Source organism: Nonomuraea sp. NPDC050202 (assembly GCF_040656115.1).
Lineage (GTDB): Bacteria > Actinomycetota > Actinomycetes > Streptosporangiales > Streptosporangiaceae > Nonomuraea.
Window position 1 is genome coordinate 1 of sequence record NZ_JBFALF010000077.1, and the last position, 18,351, is coordinate 18,351.

Consider the following 18,351-nt stretch of genomic DNA (forward strand, 5'->3'; position numbering starts at 1 on the left):
GGGGCCCACCAGCCCCACGACGTGGCCCGCCGGGATGTCGATGGTGCACTCGCGCAGCGCCCAGCGTCTGCCGTACTTCTTGCCCAGTGCCTGGGTTCGCCGGCCTCGCGGTGAGCGCTTACGCCATGACCATCAAGCTCCGGCCACGTGACCGGCGGCCCAGCCGGGTTCACTGATGAGTGCCCGCGCCGAACGCCGCTCCCCGAACAGCGGCGCCGGGTCGATCCGTCCGTGGACCTGAGGACACTCTCGTGGCGGATGACTGACATCGGAACCGCAAATGGAGTCGGTGCCTGCGGTGGGGCTGTCCGCGCTGGCCCGGTACGGGGTGTTTCCGAGGCCCCAGCAACATGGCCGCCTGCCGCTCGCCTTCCAGATCCCTCAGCGTCGGACATGGCGGGGGCCTGCGTCCCCTCACGCGGCGGGCGGCCACGAGCCGAAGTGAGCCGGGCCGCACCGGCCCGTACGGGCATCGACGCGTGATGCCGGCACGGGCCGGTGCGCGGCCACGCCCGGGCGTCACTTCAGATTGGCGCGGAAGAAGCTGGTCAGCTTGTCGAAGGGGATGAGGTTGACGCGATCGTAGAGATCCACGTGACCGGCACCGGGAACGATCACCAGCTCTTTGGCGTCACCGGCCAGCCGGTAGGCCGCTTCGCTGAACTCCCGCGAATGTGCCTTCTCACCCGTGATGAACAGGATCGGGCGGGGCGAGATCGTCTCGATGTCGGCGAACGGGTAGAAGTTCATGAACTTGACGTTGCTGGTGAGTGTCGGGTGCGTCGTGGTGTTCGGGCTGTAGCCCCTGGCGGTGCGGTAGAAGTCGTAGAACTCCCGCTCGATCGCGGTGGAGTTCTCGTTCAGCTGTTCGGGCGTCCCGCTGGTGTATGCGGTCGGGCCGCCCGCGAACTCCACATCGCGCTGCTGGGCTGCCTGGTCGAGGATGTCCTTGCGCTGCTGGAGGGTGAGCGACTTGCGGAGCCCGTCGCGGCTGGCGGCGCCCATGTCGTACATGCTGACCGTCGCGACGGCCTTGATCCGCGGATCGATCTTGGCCGCGCTGATGACGAAGCTGCCGCTGCCGCAGATCCCGAGCGCGCCGATCCGTTCCTTGTCGACGAAGTTCTGGGTGCGCAGGAAGTCGACCGCGGCGCTGAAGTCTTCGGCGTAGATGTCCGGGGAGACGGCGTTGCGCGGCCGGCCTTCACTCTTGCCCCAGAAGGACAGGTCAAGGGACATGGTGACGAATCCCTGCTCGGCCAGCTTGGTGGCATACAGGTTCGCGCTCTGCTCCTTGACCGCGCCCATGGGGTGTCCGACCACCATCGCCGGGTTCTTCGTGCGGCGGTTGACGTTCTTGGGGACGAACAGGTTCCCGGCGACGTTCATCTGATACTGGTTCTTGAAGGACACCTTCTGCACCGTCACCTGGTCGCTGGTGTAGAAGTTGTCCGCTCCGTTGGAGGTGTCGCCAGGCGGCAGATTCGGCGCCGCGTGCGCCGCTGGCACCGAGGACGTGCTGGCCTGGGCGGCGGCCGAAGTGCCGCCTGTCGAGAAAAGCACACCCAGGACGGCGGCACCGACACCGGCCCGCCGGATCAGGCCACGGCGGGTGAGGCTGCGGCCCGCGGGTGCCGTCGTCATCGTCTGTCTGGCGGTATCGGACGTGGTGTTCATCGTGACGCTCCTTGAGGGCTGCGCCGAAGGCTTCGGCGGCAGGGGAAGTCAGCGCTTCCTTGATCGGACGCGAATGGGTCCTCAGCGGGTGAGGGCCGGTGGTTTCTTGATCGAGCGGCGCTGGTGACGGCTTTCATCGGACGACAGGCCGTCACGCCGTACAACACCCAGGAAACCGGCTCCCTCGCACGCGCGGGAGGTGGCGTTTATCGGGGGGACAACCTCCACCCCCAAACCGAGCTGGGCGCTCCCTACAGTCAGAAACGTGCATGAGACATCCGAGACGAGATCCACGACTTCCTCGCAGGTCGGCGCGCCAGGATCGTCCCGCAGCAGGCAGAGCCGGCCCCCGGCCGGCGCCGTGCGGAGGTCGCTGTCGGGGCCGACGGGTCGCTGTGGCTGCTCACCACCAACACCGACGGGCGGGGCGGGCCCACAGCCGACGACGACCGGGTGATCCGCATGCCCGCCACCTGACAGGCAGACGCCACCGGGCCGCCGTCGTTCATCGCGTTGGGCCGCTGCAGTTGGTGCGGCTGAGCCATCCGGACGGCTCCGCCTGAGATCTCTCCGCCCAGCGGCACGCTGTGACGGGCGGCGGCGCGGCCACACAGCGTTGAGTCTGCTCGTTCTGGTCGGCCGTCACGTCGGCGGTCCGCGTCCGGAGGCGAATGAGCTGTTCGAGCGGCGCGTTCGTCGGTGCCGATGCGGTGATCTGATCGCAGTGGCCGACCCGGCGGTGTTGCAGGACCCGGAGAACTCCTCGACGGCGAGGGGCGGCATCGCATGGCTTCGGGATCTTCGAGGCCGTCAGGGGTGTCAGCGGGCGACGTAGCCGCCGTCGACGGGCAGGGCGACTCCCACGACGAAGCTCGCCCCGGGGCTGCACAGCCACAGGACCGCCGAGGCGATCTCATCGGCGGTCCCGAGACGGTTGATGGGCTGGTCGGCCATGGCCTGGCCGCGGTCGAGCTCACCCTTGGCGATCATGTCGCTGACCATGGGGGTGTCGATGGTTCCGGGGCAGACGGTGTTGACGCGGATGCCGCGGGGCGCGTATTCGAGGGCGGCGCTCTTGGTGAGGCCGATGACGCCGTGCTTGGTGGCGTGGTAGGAGGCGCGGCCGGGGATGCCGACCAGGCCGCCCAGGGAGGAGCAGTTGACGATGGCGCCGCTGCCTTGGGCGCGCATGTGCCGTAGTTCGTGTTTCATGCACGCCCACACGCCGCGCAGGTTGATGGCGTTGACGCGGTCGAAGACCTCGATGGACTCGTCGGCGGCGTCACAGGGCGGAATCTGGATGCCGGCGTTGTTGAAGGCCATGTCCAGACGGCCGAAGGTCTCGACCGTGCGGTCGACGGCGGCGGCGACCTCGTCCTCGTCGCTGACGTCGCAGGTGAGGGCCAGAACCTGGTGGCCGGCGCCGGTGAGGTCCTTGGCGGCGGCGTCCAGGGCCTCGGTGTTGATGTCGGTGAGCGCGACGGCGGCCCCGGACTCGGCGAACGCGCGGGCAGTGGCCAGCCCCATCCCTGAACCGGCTCCGGTGACGAAGGCGATCTGGCCGGTGAAGTCGTAGGCAGGGTTCATATCGTGTGCTCTCCTGGCTGGTGGTGTTCTTTGTTCGGGTGCCGACCGGTCTGCGCGTGGAGCGTCGTCCCGGGTCCGTGCGGGTCGGGCGGCGGCTACTCGATCACTTCGACGGTGACCTGGCCTTGTTCGAGACGGGTCGAGCTGTTGCACGCCAACTCGACGTTGCCGATCGTGATGACGTCGTCGTCGTGGCCGTTGTCGGCGTTGCAGGAGAAGCCGAGGTTGCCCTACGGCTTGTGGTAGATGAGGGCGCCGTTTCGGCTGACGGGACCACCCGGACGTTTCCTCGCCATCGCCATGCTCGTGACTGGAGAGCTCGTCGGACATGAAGCCTCGCTTCTCCTTCATCAGCAGGAGGAGGAACAGACGGAAGACCGGCTCGAACCGCCGGATGTCAGGGCTGCAGGAGGACCTTGATCGCGCGGCGTTCGTCCATGGCCTGGTATCCCTCGGCCGCCTGGTCAAGCGGGAGGGTGAGGTCGAAGACCTTGCCGGGGTCGATCTTCCGTTCCCAGATCAGCTCGATCAGCTCGGGCAGGAACCGGCGCACAGGGGCCGGGCCGCCGAGCAGGCTGACCTGGGCGAAGAAGAGCTCGTCGCCGCTGAGGGCGACGCCGTGGTTGACGCCCACGAAGCCGACGTGCCCGCCGGGGCGGGCGGAACCGATGGCCTGCCGCATCGACTCCTGGGTGCCGACCGCCTCGACGACCGAGTGGGCGCCCAACCCGCCGGTCAGGTCCTTGATCTGCGCCACACCGTTGTCGCCGCGCTCGGTGACGAGGTCGGTGGCGCCGAACTCGCGCGCGAGCTTCTGGCGCGTCTCGTGGCGGCTCATCGCGATGATCCGTTCGGCGCCGAGCTGCTTGGCGGCCAGCACCGCCATCAGGCCGACCGCGCCGTCGCCGACGACCGCGACCGTCTTGCCGGGGCCGGCCTGCGCGGCGACCGCGCCGAACCAGCCGGTGCCCAGCACGTCGGAGGCGGCCAGCAGGCTGGGGATCAGCTCCGCGCCGGGCATACCGGGGGTGGCCACGAGGGTGCCGTCAGCGTACGGGATGCGGGCGCGCTCGGACTGGGTGCCGACCTCGTTCATGAACACCCGGTGCACGCACGAGGAGGGGTAGCCGGAGCGGCAGATCTCGCAGGTGCCGTCGGCGGCGACGAACGAGCCGACGACGAACTGGCCGGGTCTGACGGTGGTGACCTCGCTGCCGACCTCTTCCACGACGCCGACGTACTCGTGCCCCATCACGGCCGGCCCGCCGAGCTTCTCCACGCCTCGGTAGGGCCACAGGTCCGAGCCGCAGATACACGTCGCTGACAGACGGATGATCGCGTCGGTCGGCTCGACGATCGCCGGGTCCTGGCGGTCCTCGACGCGCACGTCGCCCGGGGCGTACAACACTGCTCCACGCATGGTGAGTCTCCTCAATCCGGATCAGATGTGTCGTGATGTGGCAGGTCGGCAGGCAGCCGAGTTCAGCCGCGCAGGCTGGAGCGGGCCGCCCCGTACTCGGCGTCGCCGACGTGCTCCAGCCAGGTGGTCTCGTCGCCCTCCCACAGCGCCAGGTGGACCATGAAACGGTCGGGGGCGGCGCCGTGCCAGTGTTCCTCGCCCGGCGGGGTGTGCACGACGTCGCCCGGGTGGGCCTCGATCAACCGCCCGCCGCGTGACTGGATCAGTGCGACGCCTTCGACGATGTAGAGGGTCTGGCCGAGCCCGTGAGAATGCCACGCGGTACGCGCGCCCGGCGCGAATCGCACGATGTTCGCACGCGCCCGGGACGGCTCCTGGCCCTGGTAGATGACATCCCACCAGGCGTCCCCGGTGAACATCTCAGCCGGAGCCTTGCTGGTCGGCGGCTGCGTGATCAGCTCCATCCTCAGGTCAGCTCCCCGCTTCGACGATCTTCTTCAGCTCGGTCATGGCGGTCATCGCGTTCGGCCAGCCGGCGTAGAACGCCAGATGGGTGATCGCCTGCTTCAGCTCCTCGGCGCTCAACCCGTTGTCCATGGCCGTTTTGAGGTGGAAGGGCAGTTCGTTGCCGCGATACAGGGCCACCAGGGCCGCCACGGTCACCAGGCTGCGGTCGCGCCGTGACAGGGCCTGATCCGGCCACACCTCGCCGAAGAGCACGTCATCGGTCAGGTGCACCAGTTGTGGAGCGAAATCCCCGAACATGGCCTGGGCGCCGGACGGCTTGTCACTCGACATCCGCATCGCCTCCTTCAGTCGCCCCGTATCCGTGAACCGGTCGAATCATCTGTGCCCGAGGAGAAGATGACCTCCTCCATGGCGTTCCTTTGCCGGGACGACGATCGTCCTCCCGGCGTCGGCAATGTTTAGCCAACCGGCCGCGATTCACGGGCGGGAGGTCGCGTTTATCGGGGGGACAACCTCTACCCCCTTCCGCTTCCGGCCGCTTCATACAGTGAAAACGTGCACGACAACCGAGACGAGATCCGCGACTTCCTGATCACCCGGCGCGCCAGGATCACCCCGCAGCAGGCCGGGCTGGCCCCCGGCAACCGCCGCCGGGTGCCCGGCCTGCGCCGCGAGGAGGTCGCCGTGCTGGCCGGTGTGAGCACCGACTGGTACACCCGTCTCGAAAAGGGCCACATCAGCGGCGTCTCCACCGACGTCCTGGACGCCGTCGCCCGCGCGCTGCAGCTCGACGAGGCCGAACGCGCCCACCTGTTCGACCTGGCCCGCGCCGCGGCTCCCGGTCCCCGGCGTCCCGCCCGCCGCCCGGCGGTCAAGGTCCGTCCCGGGCTGCAGCGGATGCTGGACGCCATGAGCGACGCCCCGGCCATCATCCGCAACGACCGCATGGACCTGCTGGCCGCCAACCGGCTCGGTCGCGCCATGTACTGGCCGGTCTACCAGAGCGCATCCGCCTCTCCCGCGCAGGCCGCGGCCGGCGGCCGCCCGGCCAACATCGCGCGCTTTCAGTTCCTCGACCCGGCCGGGCCGGACTTCTTCCCCGACTGGGACGTCGCCGCTGACGTCACCGTCGCCCTGCTGCGCACCGAAGCCGGCCGCGACCCCTACAACAAGGACCTCACCGACCTGATCGGCGAGCTGTCCACCCGCAGCGACGACTTCCGCACCCGCTGGGCCGCTCACAACGTCCGCCTGCACCACGCCGGCACCAAGACCTTCCGCCACCCGGCCGTCGGCGACCTCACCCTCGACTACGAATCCATCGACCTGCACGCCGACCCCGGCCTGAACCTGACCGTCTACACCGCCGCCCCCGGCACCCCGTCCCACGACGCTCTGCGCCTGCTCGCGAGCTGGGCCGCCACCCTCGACGCCGCTTCCCTCCCGCACAAGGACCAGCCGCACCACCAGGGCCAGTAGCCCAACCTGCCGGCCAGGAGACCGCGAAGACCGTCCGCGCCGCCACGAGAACTCCCTCACCCGGATCGTGCGTCCGGCAGGCCGGTCGGAGCCATGCGTCCAGCCGCGCTGGAAGACACAGATCAGCGGCCCGGCCGCCTCCATCGACCACCTTCAAAGGACCATTCCCGTGCTATCGAAGACTCTCATCGTCGGGTCGCTCGCGATACTGCTCACCCTCACCGCATGCGCCGCCACCGGCCCGGCCCCTGCGGCTTCCGGGCCGAACGCTTCGGCATCCACGCCGCCGGCCTCCTCGCCCGCGACTGCCGGCACGACGGACATCCCGAACGCCACCCCGGCCCGTACGTCTTCGGCCACCGCCTCCCTCCCCCGCCAGGTCGAAGGCAGCATCGTGCGCTTCACCGCGCGCGGCGTCTCCGTGGACGTGGTCATCGGCGCCGACAACGCCACCACCCGGGACTTCCTCTCGATGCTCCCGCTGACCCTCACCTTGGAGGAATTCAGCGGCCGCGAGAAGATCGGCTACCTCCCGCGCAAGCTGGACACCACCGGCTCGCCCGGATCAGACCCCGAGGACGGCGACCTCATCTACTTCGTGCCCTGGGGCAACCTCGGCTTCTACTACAACACCGCCGGCATCGGCCACTCCGACCAAGTGATCCACCTCGGCACCTACAAAGCCACTGCCGAACAGCTCGAGAAGCTTCAGGGCGGCGACGTGACCGTCACCCTGGCCGGGTGAAACCCGGCATCGCGCCAGCGTTCCTGCTCGACACGGTCAGCCAGATTCCGTGTCATCAAAGCTCACGGTCACCGCCAACACGAACAGCTCTGCCGTCTCCGCCCCATCACCAGCCAGGGACACCTTCACTGCGTCGGTGACCTCGCCTGGTGCGAAGCCGTCGCTGCTGCGCTTGCATGGGACAACCATGTACGAGCCGTCACGCCTGCGGGTATACAAGTCGATGCCCTGCTGGGCCTGACCATGCACGCCGTAGAACCGGCACTGCTCCACCGTCGCGCTCAACCGTGTGAGCCGAAAGCACAAGGGCTCCATTCCTTGGGAAGCAGCGAGCCCAGCTGCAGCAGCTGTGGGGACGACGGCGGGGGGCTGGTCGATCGCCGATCACATGCGTACCGAACTGCCGTGGCCACGGCGTGGACTGGTCGAGCCTGGCGCAGCTGATGCGATGCTGCGGTGGCTGGTGGACGAGCCGACGCCGGCGCGCTCGGGAGGCCGGGGCGACGGCGCGGGTATCGCAGCGAGGGTCGCGGTCCCGGGCTATGAGTGGCTGACGGATGAGGAGATCGGAGACCGCGTTCTGGCGGGCGAGCGGCGGGACAGCAGGCATCCGATCAGCGCGGCGGCGAGGCCGGCCAGCCCGGCCGCCGCGAAGCCGCCCGCCGGCACGGAGACGTCGATCGCCACCCCGACGATCGGGGATCCGAGCGCGAAACCCGCGCTCTGCGCCGAGGATTGCAGACCTGTCGCCTCACCCCGCACGCTGGCCGGCGCCAGCCGGCTCACCGCGTCGGCCACCGTGGAAAGGGTCGGCGCGGTGAGAAGCCCGGCGCCGACCATGGCCACGCACAACCAGGGCCAGTCGTGGGCAAGCCCGGCGGGAATCGTCACGAGCCCGAGCAAGCCGAGCAGCAGCCATGTGGGCAGCGGCCGGGGCAGCGCGCCGTAAATCAGCCCGCCGGCGACGGAGGCCACGCCGAACACGGCTACGACCACGGCGGCCCAGGACACCTGACCTGCTTCTTCGAGCGTGGCGACGATGGCGAGGTCGACGCCGCTGAGCAGCGTCGTGGTGCCGAACGCCATCGTCAGTACGGCGATCATGCCGGCGCCCAGCCACTCCCGGCGCGGGGGCCGTCCGGTCGCGCCGGCATCCGCCTCGTCCTCGGCACGCAGCGGAGGGTTGAGCAAGGCGATCCCGGCTCCGCCGGCCGCGATCGCGGCGCCGACCCCCCACGCCACCACATCGGGGGACATCTTCGCCGCACACAGGATCACTATCGCCGGGCCCACGATGTACGACAGCTCGCCCTGCACCGATTCCAGCGCGAACGCGGCCCGCCGTTGTCCCGCCGTCGTCATCGCGGCGATCGCCTGCCTGGTCACCGGCTGGGCCGGCACCATCAGCAGACCCGCCGCGAAGGCGGCGCCCAGCAGGATCCCGTACGGCAGGATCGGCACGCTCAGCCAGAACACGACCTGCACCATGACGGTTACCAGCAGCACGGTGCGCAGGCCCCGCCGGTCGATCATGCGGCCAAGCAGCGGCCCTCCCAGCGCCACCCCGGCGGTCAGAGCCGCCGCGACACCGCCCGCTGCCACGTAGCTCATGTCTAGGCCCAGCACGACGTACATCGTCAGCGCCATCACGTCAGCCGTGATCGCGGCACGGGCGAGCAGCGAAACGCCCAGCAGCGATGCCATCCCTGGCACGGCGAGCACCTGACGGTATCTGGTCACCCGCGTGACGCTAGATCATCCGTCACATCATAGGAAGTGGTTAATTTGTTGGAGCAGACATAATGAATTCTTATGGCCAGAGATCTTGAGACCGCGTTGCTGCGGTCGTTCGTCACCGCCGTGCGGGCGGGCAGCATCAGCCGCGCCGCCACCGCGCTCGGACACACCCAGCCCGCGCTCAGCCAGCAGTTGCGCAAGCTCGAGAGCGTTGTCGGCCGTCCGCTGCTGTACCGGTCGCCGTCCGGCGTCTCGCTGACCCGGGCGGGTGAGGAGCTTCTGCCGTACGCCGAACGCATTCTTTCGCTCTCCGCACAGGCGCTCACCGAAGCCGGGCGCGCGCTTACCGGCCACTGCGGCGTCGGCTTGCTCGAAGACCTCGCCGCGTCCCAGCTTCCGCAGGCCCTCGCCGACCTCGCCCGGCTGCACCCCGGCGCGACGCTGGAGGTGCTCAGCCTTTCCAACGCCGCGATGCGGGAGGCCTACGACGCGGGCCGCGTCCACCTCGTGCTCGACGAGGTGCCGGACGTTCCCGGACCGCCGCGCTGGACGGTACGCCGCCCACTGGTCTGGGCGATCGGACACGGTGTGGACGTGGCTGCCGATCCGCTGCCGGTGGTGCTGTTCTCGAACACGTGCGCCTGGCGTACGTCAGTGCTGGAAACGCTGGAACGTACCGATCGGCCCTGGCGAGTGGCGTTCGAAAGCAACAGCCTGGTAGGTGTGCTCGCCGCGCTACGGGCCGGGCTCGGCGTCGCGGCGCTCATGCCCGCGAACCTCGAACCGGTCATGGCCTGCCACGACCCGGATGCCCTGCCCACCCTGCCGGACGTCGAGCTCGGTCTCGCACGGCACCCACGGACCGAAGGTGATCCGCTGATCGATGCCGTGGAGACCGCGCTACGACGCATGATCTGAGTTTCGCGGCTGGTCAGCGCGCCGGTTCCCGTCCATCCCACAACAGGACCTGGCCAGGTGCCCATACGCCGGCGCCGAAGGCCGCGATGGAGGTGCTCCAGCCGGTGATCGCCCTCCTGCAAGACCTCCCCGAGCAGGAAGTGCGCTCAGGAGGAAACCGACCCTGAGCGGCAGCTGACGGCCTGGGCGGCGCTTGCACGATCATGCCCACGGCAGCGTTGCGGTGAATCAGCCCCTCCTTTGAGGATCTTGTAGACCTGTTCGAGGGTGTTCTGCGAACTGAGCTGGTATTCCTCCATCAGGGCTTGGGCGTGGGGGAGCGGCTGGCCCGGCAGGTACGTTCCGTTGAGGATCTTGGCGCGGAGGTCGTCGGCGATCTCGCGGTAGCGAGCAGGTGGCGTTCGCGCAACGAGCCCGCCTGGTCGACGCCGACACCGTCAACCGTGAGCTGTCGGTGATGAAGGCCGCCATCACCTGGTGGCGCGCCCGCGGCTGGCTGATGCACAACCCGATCATCGGCATCGAACGCCGCCCGGCACCGCCGGACCGAACCCGGGCCCTGTCGCGCGAGCAGATCGCCGCGTTGTTCGACCTCAAGATCAGCGTGCGCGAACGCACGTTCTGGAAGGCCATGTACGAGACGTGCGCACGAGCCGAGGAGATCCTCTGCCTCGACGTCGCGGATCTGCTGCCGGCCGACAAACGCGGCCGCGTCACCCCCAAGGGCGGCGCGATCGAATGGGTGCACTGGCAATCGGGCACCGCCCAACTCCAGCCCCGGCTGCTCAAGGATCGCACCCGCGGGCCCGTGTCCTCACCGACCGCCGGGCGCCCGCCCACGTCCCCACGCGTGACAGCGGATGGACGCTGCATCAACTGCGCCACTCCGCGCTGACGCACGAAGCCGGGGACAGCACCAACACCCCAGCCCTGTTGGCCCGCTCCCGGCACGCCTCCGTACGCTCCCTGGAGCGCTACGCCCGGCCCAGCGTCGACGCCGTGGCCGCCCATGTCGCCGACCGCGATCCCCTGCGCCCCCGGAAACGAGACACCACCGCTTGAGCTCCGGCGTGGTGCGCTACCGCCAATACCTGCGGACTTCCTCCTCGACCCCGGTACTCGCGGGTGTTGCACGCGCCCTTGTGCCGTGCCCAGAGGGGCTGGAACCGCTCGCGGCTGTAGCCGCGCAGCGACAAGGGCCGGACGACCTTGAGCTGCGCCAGCATGCGGCGGGCCAGCGCCGCGGCCCGCACCCGTTCGCGTGACTCGGCCGCCGCCCGCTGGGGGTGAGCGCGGCGGTGACCGGCAGGACCATGAGGACGAGTACGGAGACGCACGCCCGCACGCCGGAAGAAGATCAAGGTTCGACCCATGGGAACCGGCATGCCCATCCACGGCGGGAAACCCACCTGCCGGCCGGCGCCGGAGGCCAGTCGCGCGCTAGGGACGCGCTAGGAGGATCGGGGAGCATCCCTCGTCGTGGGTTCATGCAAACGTCGGGGAGTGTGTGATGTCGTACCTGGTCGCCGCGGTGGTGCTGGTCGGTCTGCTGTGCATGGTGAATCTGCTGCTGACCGTGGGCGTGATCCGGCGGTTGCGCCGTCAGGCCGCGCAGGCCGACGCCCATGCCGACCCGATGCGCGGCGAAGGGCTCGTACCGGGTGACAGGCTCCCGGACTTCGCCGCCACCACCACCGGCGGCGAGCCGATCTCCGGGGAGCTGCTCGGCGGCCCGGCCCTGGTCGGCTTCTTCTCGGTGGGCTGCGAGCCGTGCGAGAAGCTGCTGCCGCGGTTCGTCGAGCACGCCCGCCGGACGCAGGACGCGGTACTCGCCGTGGTCGCCGCCGAGCCCGGCGAACCCTCGGAGGCGTACGTCGACCAGCTCGCCCAGGTGGCGCGGGTCGTCCACGAGACGCCCGGGGGGCCCGTGCAGTCGGCGTTCAAGGTCACCGGCTACCCGACCGTCCTCCGGATCAGCGCGGACGGGACGGTGGTCTCCAGCGACCACGTCATGCCCGTCGCCGCAGGCACATGATCGCAGCCGCTCGCGTCGCGGCGGGGACGGCCATCCGCACGGCCACGGCCTGACACTTCTCTACGTCCTGGTCATGCTGGCCGAGGCGCTCGCGCCGATCGCCGTGGCCTGGCTGACCAAGGCGGTCGTCGACACCCTGGTGGGCGACGGCCCGGCGACCGGGCTGCCGGCCCTCGCGGCCGGCCTGGCCGGCGCCGGGGTGCTGGTCGCGGCCCTGCCACAGGTCAGCCGGTATCTCGGCAGCCAGATCGGCCGGCTCTTCACCGCGCACACGACCGCCCAGCTCTTCACCGCCACCCTGCGCTTCGCCGGCCTGCGCCCGTTCGAGGACCCGGTCTTCCACGACCGGCTGCGGCTGGCCCAGAACGGCATGCAGACGGGGCAGGGCGCGCGCTCAACGGGCTGGTCTCCGGCATCGCCGGGCTCCACCAGGACCTCGTCATGTCCCGCCACTACGTCACCGTCATCCAGGCGGAGCCCGGCCTGCCGGTCCCCGTCGCGCCCGCCCCCATGCCCCGGCTGCGCGACGGCATCCGGCTCACCGACGTCTGGTTCCGCTACAGCGACCACCATCCGTGGATCCTGCGCGGGTTCACGCGGGTTCAACCTGTTCATCCCGGCCGGCGCGGCCGCCGCCTTCGTCGGCCTGAACGGCGCCGGCAAGAGCACGCTGGTCAAGCTGCTGTGCCGGTTCTACGACCCGCAGCACGGCAGCATTATTTGCCACGGCGTCGACCTCCGCCACCTCCACCCGACCATCTGCGGCAGCGCGTCAGCGGCGTCTTCCAGGACCACATGGCGCACGACCGGTCCGCCGTCGACAACATCTCCATCGGCTTCGTCGCCGCCCGGGGTGACGGGGCCCGCGTCCAGGGCGCGGCCAGGGAGGCCGGCATCGACGGCAAGCTCTCCGCGCTGCCATAGGGCTACGACACCATGCTCACGCGGATGTTCTTCAGCGAGGACGACAAGGACGACCCGGAGACCGGCGTCGTGCTCTCGGGCGGCCAGTGGCAGCGCGTGGCCCTGGCCAGGGCGGGGCCACGCCAGGCTGTTCCGGCTCCAGGCCAGTGGCTACCAGGAGGCGGCTCTCTCCTGACAACGACGGCGCCGCTCCTGCGCGCCCGCATGGGTGGGCAGGAGCGGCGTTCTCGATCGTCAGCAGCCGTTCTCGCTGATGATCACGTACGGGGCGCAGCTGCCGTCACAGCAGCGGGCGCGCAGCCTGATCGGGTAGATGCACTTGTAGATGTAGTAACACTCCACGGCGGCCGCGTTCTCCTGCGGGACGATCATCGCCAGCAGCCGGTCGCTCAGCCTTCCAAAGACGGACGTCATGCCCATTCCTCTTCTCCAGGGATCGGCTCCCCGCCCACCGGGCGGAGATCACACGAGGCCAAGGCTTCCTGGCAGCCCTAGCCCGCCGATCGCGTGCCGCTAGCCCCGCTTTCCGCACGTGAGGGTGTTTGAAGATCGTCGGGTTGCTGTGGTGATCGTTGTCGCGGTATGACCTGGCCGGTGAGACAGCGTGCGCAGTGGGGTCAGGCCAGTGTCGAGAAGATGCTCGGAGCATTACCGGTCACCGCGGGGTTCTGCTCGCGGTTGCGGATCCGGGAGCTGGTGGATGCGGCCTGCCCGGTGCGCGATGTGGCGGAGTTGACCCACGGACAGGGGATCGTGGTTTCGGTGCACGGTGACTACGAGCGGCCCGAGCCAGCCCTCTGCTCCCGAACATGTCCCCAGCCGCCAGGTAGCGGAATGAGAGATCACGCTTGCGGTTCGTGATCGTTTCGGAGCGGTGAATGTGGCTGGTTGGATGGGGTTCCTGCTTGATCGTGTTCGTGTCGGAGACGGTCGGTGGAGGGCAGGTTCGGGTGCGTCGGGAGTGGGAGCCGGCCACGGGTGAGGACGGGTTCCTGCTGGAGTTGAAGTCCGACCCCGGACGGCTGGGGCGGTCGCCATCACGCATGACCTGACCGGATACGCCAGCGGCATCGCCATGGCCGCGGTGGCAAGGAAGGCGTTCGTCACCTCGTCGGCGCAGTTGCCCAACCCGAACACGCCGTGGCCACCCTGATCGACGGTGACCGTGGCGGCCCGCCGGCCGAGCACGGCGCGCAGGCCGCGCGCTCCGCAGGGACGTGGACGGGTTGCGGGTGTTCTGCGGGATCAGCACATTGCGCGGCCCGCTGCCGGTGGCCGTCACCGGCAGCTCCACCGGCCGGGTCGGCCACGCCGCGGACAGCCAGAGGTTCGACGGCATGGCGGGGCCCGGTAGTCCAGCGACACCTTCAAGGTCGCGCACTGCTGGGGATCGCGCTCGATGCCGGGTTACGGCGGCATCGAGGTGCCCGTCCGACTTCGCCGCCGCACCGGACCCGATCTGGCTGACCTTACTGGCGGCGCTGTGCTGGGTGCGCAAGGCAGAGATGCTTGTCATGGCCCCGCCACCACGCTGGTCGGCGTCGGGGCACCGTTTGTCGGACGCGCCCTAACGATCCGGCCAGCGTAGCCTTCCTTCCGTGGTCAGAAGGGCCAGCTCGCCGTCCGTGGTGTAGGCGGCCGAGGCGGTGCCCGGGTGCCTGGCCATCGTACGGCCGGCCGGGTCGACCACCTCGGCCGCACCGCCATACGTGATCAGGAACTCCGCGCCGGACGGATGGGCGCGGATCTGGGCCTCGGCGGCGATCTCGCGTGACCACCTCTGCCTGCCGGCGGAGTCGACGCCCCGGACGCCGGTGAACCGCCTGCCGTCGCCGTCGCGCCAGTAGGCGTACACGACGAGGCCCTGCGTCCCGGCGGCGCATCCGGCGACGACCGGGAGGCTCGTGGTAATCGGTACCGGCTTGCCCGAGCCTGTCAGCACATAGGCGCGTTCCCCTGCGACCACCGCGGTACCGTCTGATGCACAAAGCACCCTCACCGGTTCGGCGAGCGTGTCCCTGGCCACCTCGCGCCAACCCCGCCGGTCGTGCCGGAACCACAGCGCCCGCTTGCCTGAAGTCGCGACCGCGGTCGTCCTGGACGCGTCCTCCGCCCAGGAAATAGCCCCTTTCAACCGGATGCGCGTGTCCTTGCCCGCGGGCCGGATCAGCCGCAGACTGTCCTCTTCCGCCCCGTCGCTCTCAACGATCACGGCGTCCGAGGCGTTACGCGCGGTCGGCACCCGCCTGATCCGGGCGTCGGACCGCGCGAACACGCCCGAGAGCGAACGTGGCTCGGGGTGCGCTCCCTCCGCCGAGCCGGAGAACACCGGGTCGGGACAGCGTGCCTGGCAGATCACGTCGGCGCCCACGGCGTACGCGGCGGGATCCCGCCAGAGCTCCCTGCCCGACCGGTCCAGCCCATAGAACGCCCGTGCCCGGTTATCAGCCACCACGACGCCCTCCGCGGACACCGTCACGATCTCCGGCGGGCGCTCGGTCACCGGCTCCGGCTGATCGGTCGCGGTGCCGCAGCCGGTCAGGAGTACCAGCACGGCGAGCAAGGCTCGTGGGGTCACAGATTCCGCTCCTGGAAGAGGCTCCGGAAAGGAGAAGGTGTGCCGCGACGCGCGCGGCACACCCGTCATCCGCCGTCAGGCCTTGTTGGTGGTAGCGGTGCACCTCGGATCGACGCCGTTGTAGTCGAACACGAACTTGGCGTCGACATGCCACCTCGTCTTGTACGCCACCTGCCGGTAAGGGTGGTGGGAGTGCGTTGTGTCCGGCTTGACGTTGTCCCCGAATTCCCAGCTGTACAGCGTCTTGTCCGGCTTGCCGGAGATGGACTCGCGGATCCGCAAGCTCACGTTGCTCTTCTTGCCGGGCTTAGTGCCTTCCGCAGCCCACACCTTGTACGTGATCTTGTCGACCACGTCGTACGAACCGTTCGGCGTCTAGTAGGCCTCGACCCTGCCGTTGGACGAGGAATTGGTGTTCCCGGTACAGCTGCCGCTGAGCACCCGCTGCCCCGAGGCGGAGGTCGCCGAGGCCGAGACACCGGCCGCGGGCATGATCGACAAGGTCGCGCCCACAACCCCGAGGATCGCGGTCTTTCGCAGGATGCCTGTCACTCGCACATTGGCCCTCTCGTCTGAGTAATTCGGTTACGGACGGCGGCGCGCTTGCGCATGCGGGTTGCCGCGGACAGGGCGCCGATCGCGGTGAGGAACTCCCGGATGGGCGGCGCGGTCAGTTCGGCGATCTCGCCGTCGCAGTGCGCGGTGAACTGGAGGAGATCGCCGCGGTAGGCGCGCAGGGTGTGCGGGGAGGCGCCCGCGTTCTTGCGGTCGGTGCGGAAGTCGTCGAGGTGGCGGGCGAGCGGATGGTCCTTGCCGAGGTGTTCGACGATCACCGGATCCACGTCTTCACCCTCCCGTGCGCCGAGTTGCCAGATAACTGGCAATCGAACGCCCCATCATGGAGGGATGACTCCCTGCTACCATGGCCATTCGATCTTGGTCTTGCCAGATAAACGAAGGTCATCTCGCAACCGTTCGGCGGGCGAGGCGTTCAAGCTGGGGTTGTGGATCTTTTCAGGACTTCGCCAATCCGGCTGGGGGACACGGTGGGCGATTACGGCATGCATAGTGATCTATGGGAGGATTTTCCCATGGCATCCGTTAAGCAGATTCAAGTCGCCTTCGATTGTGCCTCACCTGAGCGTGTCGGTCGCTTCTGGTGCGAGGTGTTGGGGTATGTCGCGCCGGCACCGCCTGAGGGGTTCGCCAGTTGGGACGACTTCAATCGCACGCTGCCGCCCGAGCAGCGGGACTCATGGTTCGCATGCAGCGACCCCTCGGGTGTCGGTCCGCGGCTGTACTTTCAGCGCGTTCCCGAAGGCAAGGTCGTCAAGAATCGGCTGCACCTTGACGTGCGGGTCGGCACCGGGCTCGTCGGTGCAGAGCGCCTGGCAACCCTCGAGGCCGAATGCGCACGATTGATCCCTCTCGGCGCGAAACGCGTGCGGCTCCTGCCCGCCGATGAAGAAAACGAGTCGTGCCTCGTGATGCAGGACATCGAGGGCAACGAGTTCTGCCTGAGCTGACGAACGTCTACCTCGTTGTATGCGACACAGACCTGACTCGCTGATCGGCTCCCACGGGGAAGGCTGTCCTTCAGCCGCCCTTCGCGCCGCGCCGCTGTTGATCTCGGGAAGATCGGGGATCTCGCCGAGTTCGCGCAGTCCCTCGGAAGGCCCGGACGAAGCGATGGCATAGCGGCCCAGGAAATTCACGTGGGCGTGGCCCAGCGGGCTGAGCCGTGCGACGTCCTCGTCCTTGACGGGCACCCCCGGGGCGCGGAGATGTTCGACGGCGGCCGACAGGTAGCGGGTATTCCAAAGAGCAACGGCATTGACGGCCAGGCCGAGAGCTGCGAGTTGGTCCTCCTGGCCCTCACGGTATGCCTGTCGGATCTGGCCGCCCCCGCCGTGGCAGATCTTGCGGGCGAGCCGGTGTCGGGATTCCTGTACGGTGAGCTGCTTGTTCAGCTTCCGGTGGTAGGTGTCGTTGATCGGGTCGAGGCTGCTCAGCAGGTGCAGCGTCTTGTCGAGGCGGCCGTACTCGGCGAACGCCTGCCCGAGCGGGGTGGGGCTGCCGTTACGGGAGAACATGCGCAGCAGGTCATAGGCACGGACCTGGTTGGTCACCAGCGACCCGGACCATACCGGACCACTGCGTCTGGATCTTCGTCCGATTGCTCTTGCTGCGGGCAATCGCCTCCAGCGCCCCGTAGCCGCTCGCGGTCTCCTCGTCCGGCCCCTCCCCGCTCGGGGCGTCACCGCTGGGGACGTCGGCGCGCCAGAACCGCTGGTCACCGAGGTCGGCGAAGCGGGGCGCGAACCGGAAACCGAGCATGGAGAAGATCCCGAACACCATGTCCGAACCCGACGCCTGGTCAGTCGTGACGACTTCCGGCTTGGGACCGGCGTCGATGTTGATCAGGCAGTCGAGGATGAACGAGGACCATGGGCGCCCACAGTTCCGGGTCGCCGTCGGCGATGGTGCGCGGGTGGTCGGCGGGGATGAAGCCGGCGTTGGCCACCGCGGCGTGCAGGGCGCCGAAGTGTGCCACGGTGCGGGTCACGGCGGCTTGGGTGGCCGGCCAGTCGGCGGCGTCGGCGATGATGCCGAGCAGCCGGTCGGGGTGGCCGGTCTCGTCGAGGAAGGACTTGAGTTTGGTCTCGTCGCGGCCGGTGACGGCCACGCGGTGGCCGCGCTCGAGGAGCAATCGTGCGGTGTGGGCGCCGATGCCGCTGGTCGCGCCGGTGATCAGTACGGTCTTGCCGGTCATGGTCGTACTC

The 18,351-nt window shown here is 69.2% G+C and carries 21 protein-coding genes and 1 pseudogene; 7 read left to right on the plus strand and 15 right to left on the minus strand.

What is annotated here, in order from left to right; genetic code table 11:
* Window positions 1–519: 519 nt before the first annotated feature.
* From AB0I79_RS61620 to AB0I79_RS61640, 5 genes are all read right to left on the minus strand, one after another.
* Entirely contained in the window at window positions 520–1,677 is a 1,158-nt protein-coding gene (locus AB0I79_RS61620) for an alpha/beta hydrolase (protein ID WP_357895492.1), read from the minus strand.
* 819 nt (window positions 1,678–2,496) lie between these two features.
* The gene (locus AB0I79_RS61625) at window positions 2,497–3,264 is read right to left on the minus strand and encodes a glucose 1-dehydrogenase (RefSeq protein WP_357895495.1); all 768 of its coding nucleotides are present in this window, start codon (window positions 3,262–3,264) and stop codon (window positions 2,497–2,499) included.
* 397 nt (window positions 3,265–3,661) lie between these two features.
* On the minus strand, window positions 3,662–4,684 hold the full coding sequence (locus AB0I79_RS61630; RefSeq protein ID WP_357895497.1) for a zinc-dependent alcohol dehydrogenase family protein: 1,023 nt from the start codon (window positions 4,682–4,684) through the stop codon (window positions 3,662–3,664).
* Window positions 4,685–4,746: 62 nt separating this feature from the next.
* Complete coding sequence (locus AB0I79_RS61635; protein ID WP_357895500.1) at window positions 4,747–5,148, minus strand: cupin domain-containing protein; 402 nt, start codon at window positions 5,146–5,148, stop codon at window positions 4,747–4,749.
* A 7-nt stretch (window positions 5,149–5,155) separates the two neighbouring features.
* Window positions 5,156–5,482 (minus strand): carboxymuconolactone decarboxylase family protein, encoded by a 327-nt coding sequence (locus AB0I79_RS61640; RefSeq protein ID WP_357895503.1) that lies wholly within the window; start codon window positions 5,480–5,482, stop codon window positions 5,156–5,158.
* Between the two features lie 225 nt (window positions 5,483–5,707).
* Here AB0I79_RS61640 and AB0I79_RS61645 point away from each other — a divergent pair, with 225 nt between their 5' ends.
* Both AB0I79_RS61645 and AB0I79_RS61650 read left to right on the plus strand, forming a co-directional pair.
* A complete protein-coding gene (locus AB0I79_RS61645; protein ID WP_357895506.1) occupies window positions 5,708–6,631 on the plus strand; it encodes a helix-turn-helix transcriptional regulator in 924 nt (307 codons plus the stop codon).
* 169 nt (window positions 6,632–6,800) lie between these two features.
* Window positions 6,801–7,376 carry a cyclophilin-like fold protein gene (locus AB0I79_RS61650; RefSeq protein WP_357895509.1) on the plus strand — a complete coding sequence of 192 codons (576 nt, stop codon included), beginning with the start codon at window positions 6,801–6,803 and terminating at the stop codon, window positions 7,374–7,376.
* Window positions 7,377–7,412: 36 nt separating this feature from the next.
* Here the strand turns inward: AB0I79_RS61650 and AB0I79_RS61655 are convergent, their stop codons facing one another.
* Both AB0I79_RS61655 and AB0I79_RS61660 read right to left on the minus strand, forming a co-directional pair.
* Complete coding sequence (locus AB0I79_RS61655) at window positions 7,413–7,661, minus strand: hypothetical protein (RefSeq protein ID WP_357895511.1); 249 nt, start codon at window positions 7,659–7,661, stop codon at window positions 7,413–7,415.
* A 255-nt stretch (window positions 7,662–7,916) separates the two neighbouring features.
* On the minus strand, window positions 7,917–9,116 hold the full coding sequence (locus AB0I79_RS61660) for an MFS transporter (RefSeq protein WP_357895514.1): 1,200 nt from the start codon (window positions 9,114–9,116) through the stop codon (window positions 7,917–7,919).
* Between the two features lie 72 nt (window positions 9,117–9,188).
* Between AB0I79_RS61660 and AB0I79_RS61665 the strand changes: the two genes are divergently transcribed.
* A complete protein-coding gene (locus AB0I79_RS61665) occupies window positions 9,189–10,031 on the plus strand; it encodes a LysR family transcriptional regulator (protein WP_357895517.1) in 843 nt (280 codons plus the stop codon).
* Between the two features lie 146 nt (window positions 10,032–10,177).
* Here AB0I79_RS61665 and AB0I79_RS61670 read toward each other — a convergent pair whose 3' ends face one another.
* The gene (locus AB0I79_RS61670; protein WP_357895536.1) at window positions 10,178–10,408 is read right to left on the minus strand and encodes a GntR family transcriptional regulator; all 231 of its coding nucleotides are present in this window, start codon (window positions 10,406–10,408) and stop codon (window positions 10,178–10,180) included.
* A 17-nt stretch (window positions 10,409–10,425) separates the two neighbouring features.
* Between AB0I79_RS61670 and AB0I79_RS61675 the strand changes: the two genes are divergently transcribed.
* Both AB0I79_RS61675 and AB0I79_RS61680 read left to right on the plus strand, forming a co-directional pair.
* Complete coding sequence (locus AB0I79_RS61675) at window positions 10,426–10,926, plus strand: hypothetical protein (protein WP_357895521.1); 501 nt, start codon at window positions 10,426–10,428, stop codon at window positions 10,924–10,926.
* A gap of 615 nt (window positions 10,927–11,541) precedes the next feature.
* The gene (locus AB0I79_RS61680; protein WP_357895524.1) at window positions 11,542–12,066 is read left to right on the plus strand and encodes a redoxin domain-containing protein; all 525 of its coding nucleotides are present in this window, start codon (window positions 11,542–11,544) and stop codon (window positions 12,064–12,066) included.
* 60 nt (window positions 12,067–12,126) lie between these two features.
* Here the strand turns inward: AB0I79_RS61680 and AB0I79_RS61685 are convergent, their stop codons facing one another.
* Entirely contained in the window at window positions 12,127–12,639 is a 513-nt protein-coding gene (locus tag AB0I79_RS61685) for a hypothetical protein (RefSeq protein WP_357895545.1), read from the minus strand.
* Window positions 12,640–12,861: 222 nt separating this feature from the next.
* Between AB0I79_RS61685 and AB0I79_RS61690 the strand changes: the two genes are divergently transcribed.
* Window positions 12,862–12,990, plus strand: a complete 129-nt coding sequence (locus AB0I79_RS61690) for a hypothetical protein (protein WP_357895548.1) — start codon at window positions 12,862–12,864, stop codon at window positions 12,988–12,990.
* A gap of 234 nt (window positions 12,991–13,224) precedes the next feature.
* Here AB0I79_RS61690 and AB0I79_RS61695 read toward each other — a convergent pair whose 3' ends face one another.
* From AB0I79_RS61695 to AB0I79_RS61710, 4 genes are all read right to left on the minus strand, one after another.
* Complete coding sequence (locus AB0I79_RS61695; protein WP_253744050.1) at window positions 13,225–13,404, minus strand: hypothetical protein; 180 nt, start codon at window positions 13,402–13,404, stop codon at window positions 13,225–13,227.
* 1,153 nt (window positions 13,405–14,557) lie between these two features.
* The gene (locus tag AB0I79_RS61700; RefSeq protein WP_357895527.1) at window positions 14,558–15,568 is read right to left on the minus strand and encodes a hypothetical protein; all 1,011 of its coding nucleotides are present in this window, start codon (window positions 15,566–15,568) and stop codon (window positions 14,558–14,560) included.
* 75 nt (window positions 15,569–15,643) lie between these two features.
* Window positions 15,644–15,922, minus strand: coding sequence for a hypothetical protein (locus AB0I79_RS61705; RefSeq protein WP_357895530.1), 279 nt, complete (start codon window positions 15,920–15,922; stop codon window positions 15,644–15,646).
* A gap of 194 nt (window positions 15,923–16,116) precedes the next feature.
* The gene (locus tag AB0I79_RS61710) at window positions 16,117–16,410 is read right to left on the minus strand and encodes a site-specific integrase (RefSeq protein ID WP_357895533.1); all 294 of its coding nucleotides are present in this window, start codon (window positions 16,408–16,410) and stop codon (window positions 16,117–16,119) included.
* Between the two features lie 249 nt (window positions 16,411–16,659).
* Between AB0I79_RS61710 and AB0I79_RS61715 the strand changes: the two genes are divergently transcribed.
* Window positions 16,660–17,094, plus strand: a complete 435-nt coding sequence (locus AB0I79_RS61715) for a VOC family protein (protein ID WP_357895539.1) — start codon at window positions 16,660–16,662, stop codon at window positions 17,092–17,094.
* Between the two features lie 120 nt (window positions 17,095–17,214).
* Here the strand turns inward: AB0I79_RS61715 and AB0I79_RS61720 are convergent.
* A pseudogene (locus AB0I79_RS61720) lies at window positions 17,215–18,013 on the minus strand (Tn3 family transposase); the annotation flags it as partial.
* Window positions 17,946–18,341: an SDR family oxidoreductase gene (locus tag AB0I79_RS61725; RefSeq protein ID WP_357895542.1), complete on the minus strand. Its 396-nt coding sequence runs from the start codon at window positions 18,339–18,341 to the stop codon at window positions 17,946–17,948. The gene AB0I79_RS61725 and the pseudogene AB0I79_RS61720, both read right to left, overlap by 68 nt.
* Window positions 18,342–18,351 lie beyond the last annotated feature (10 nt).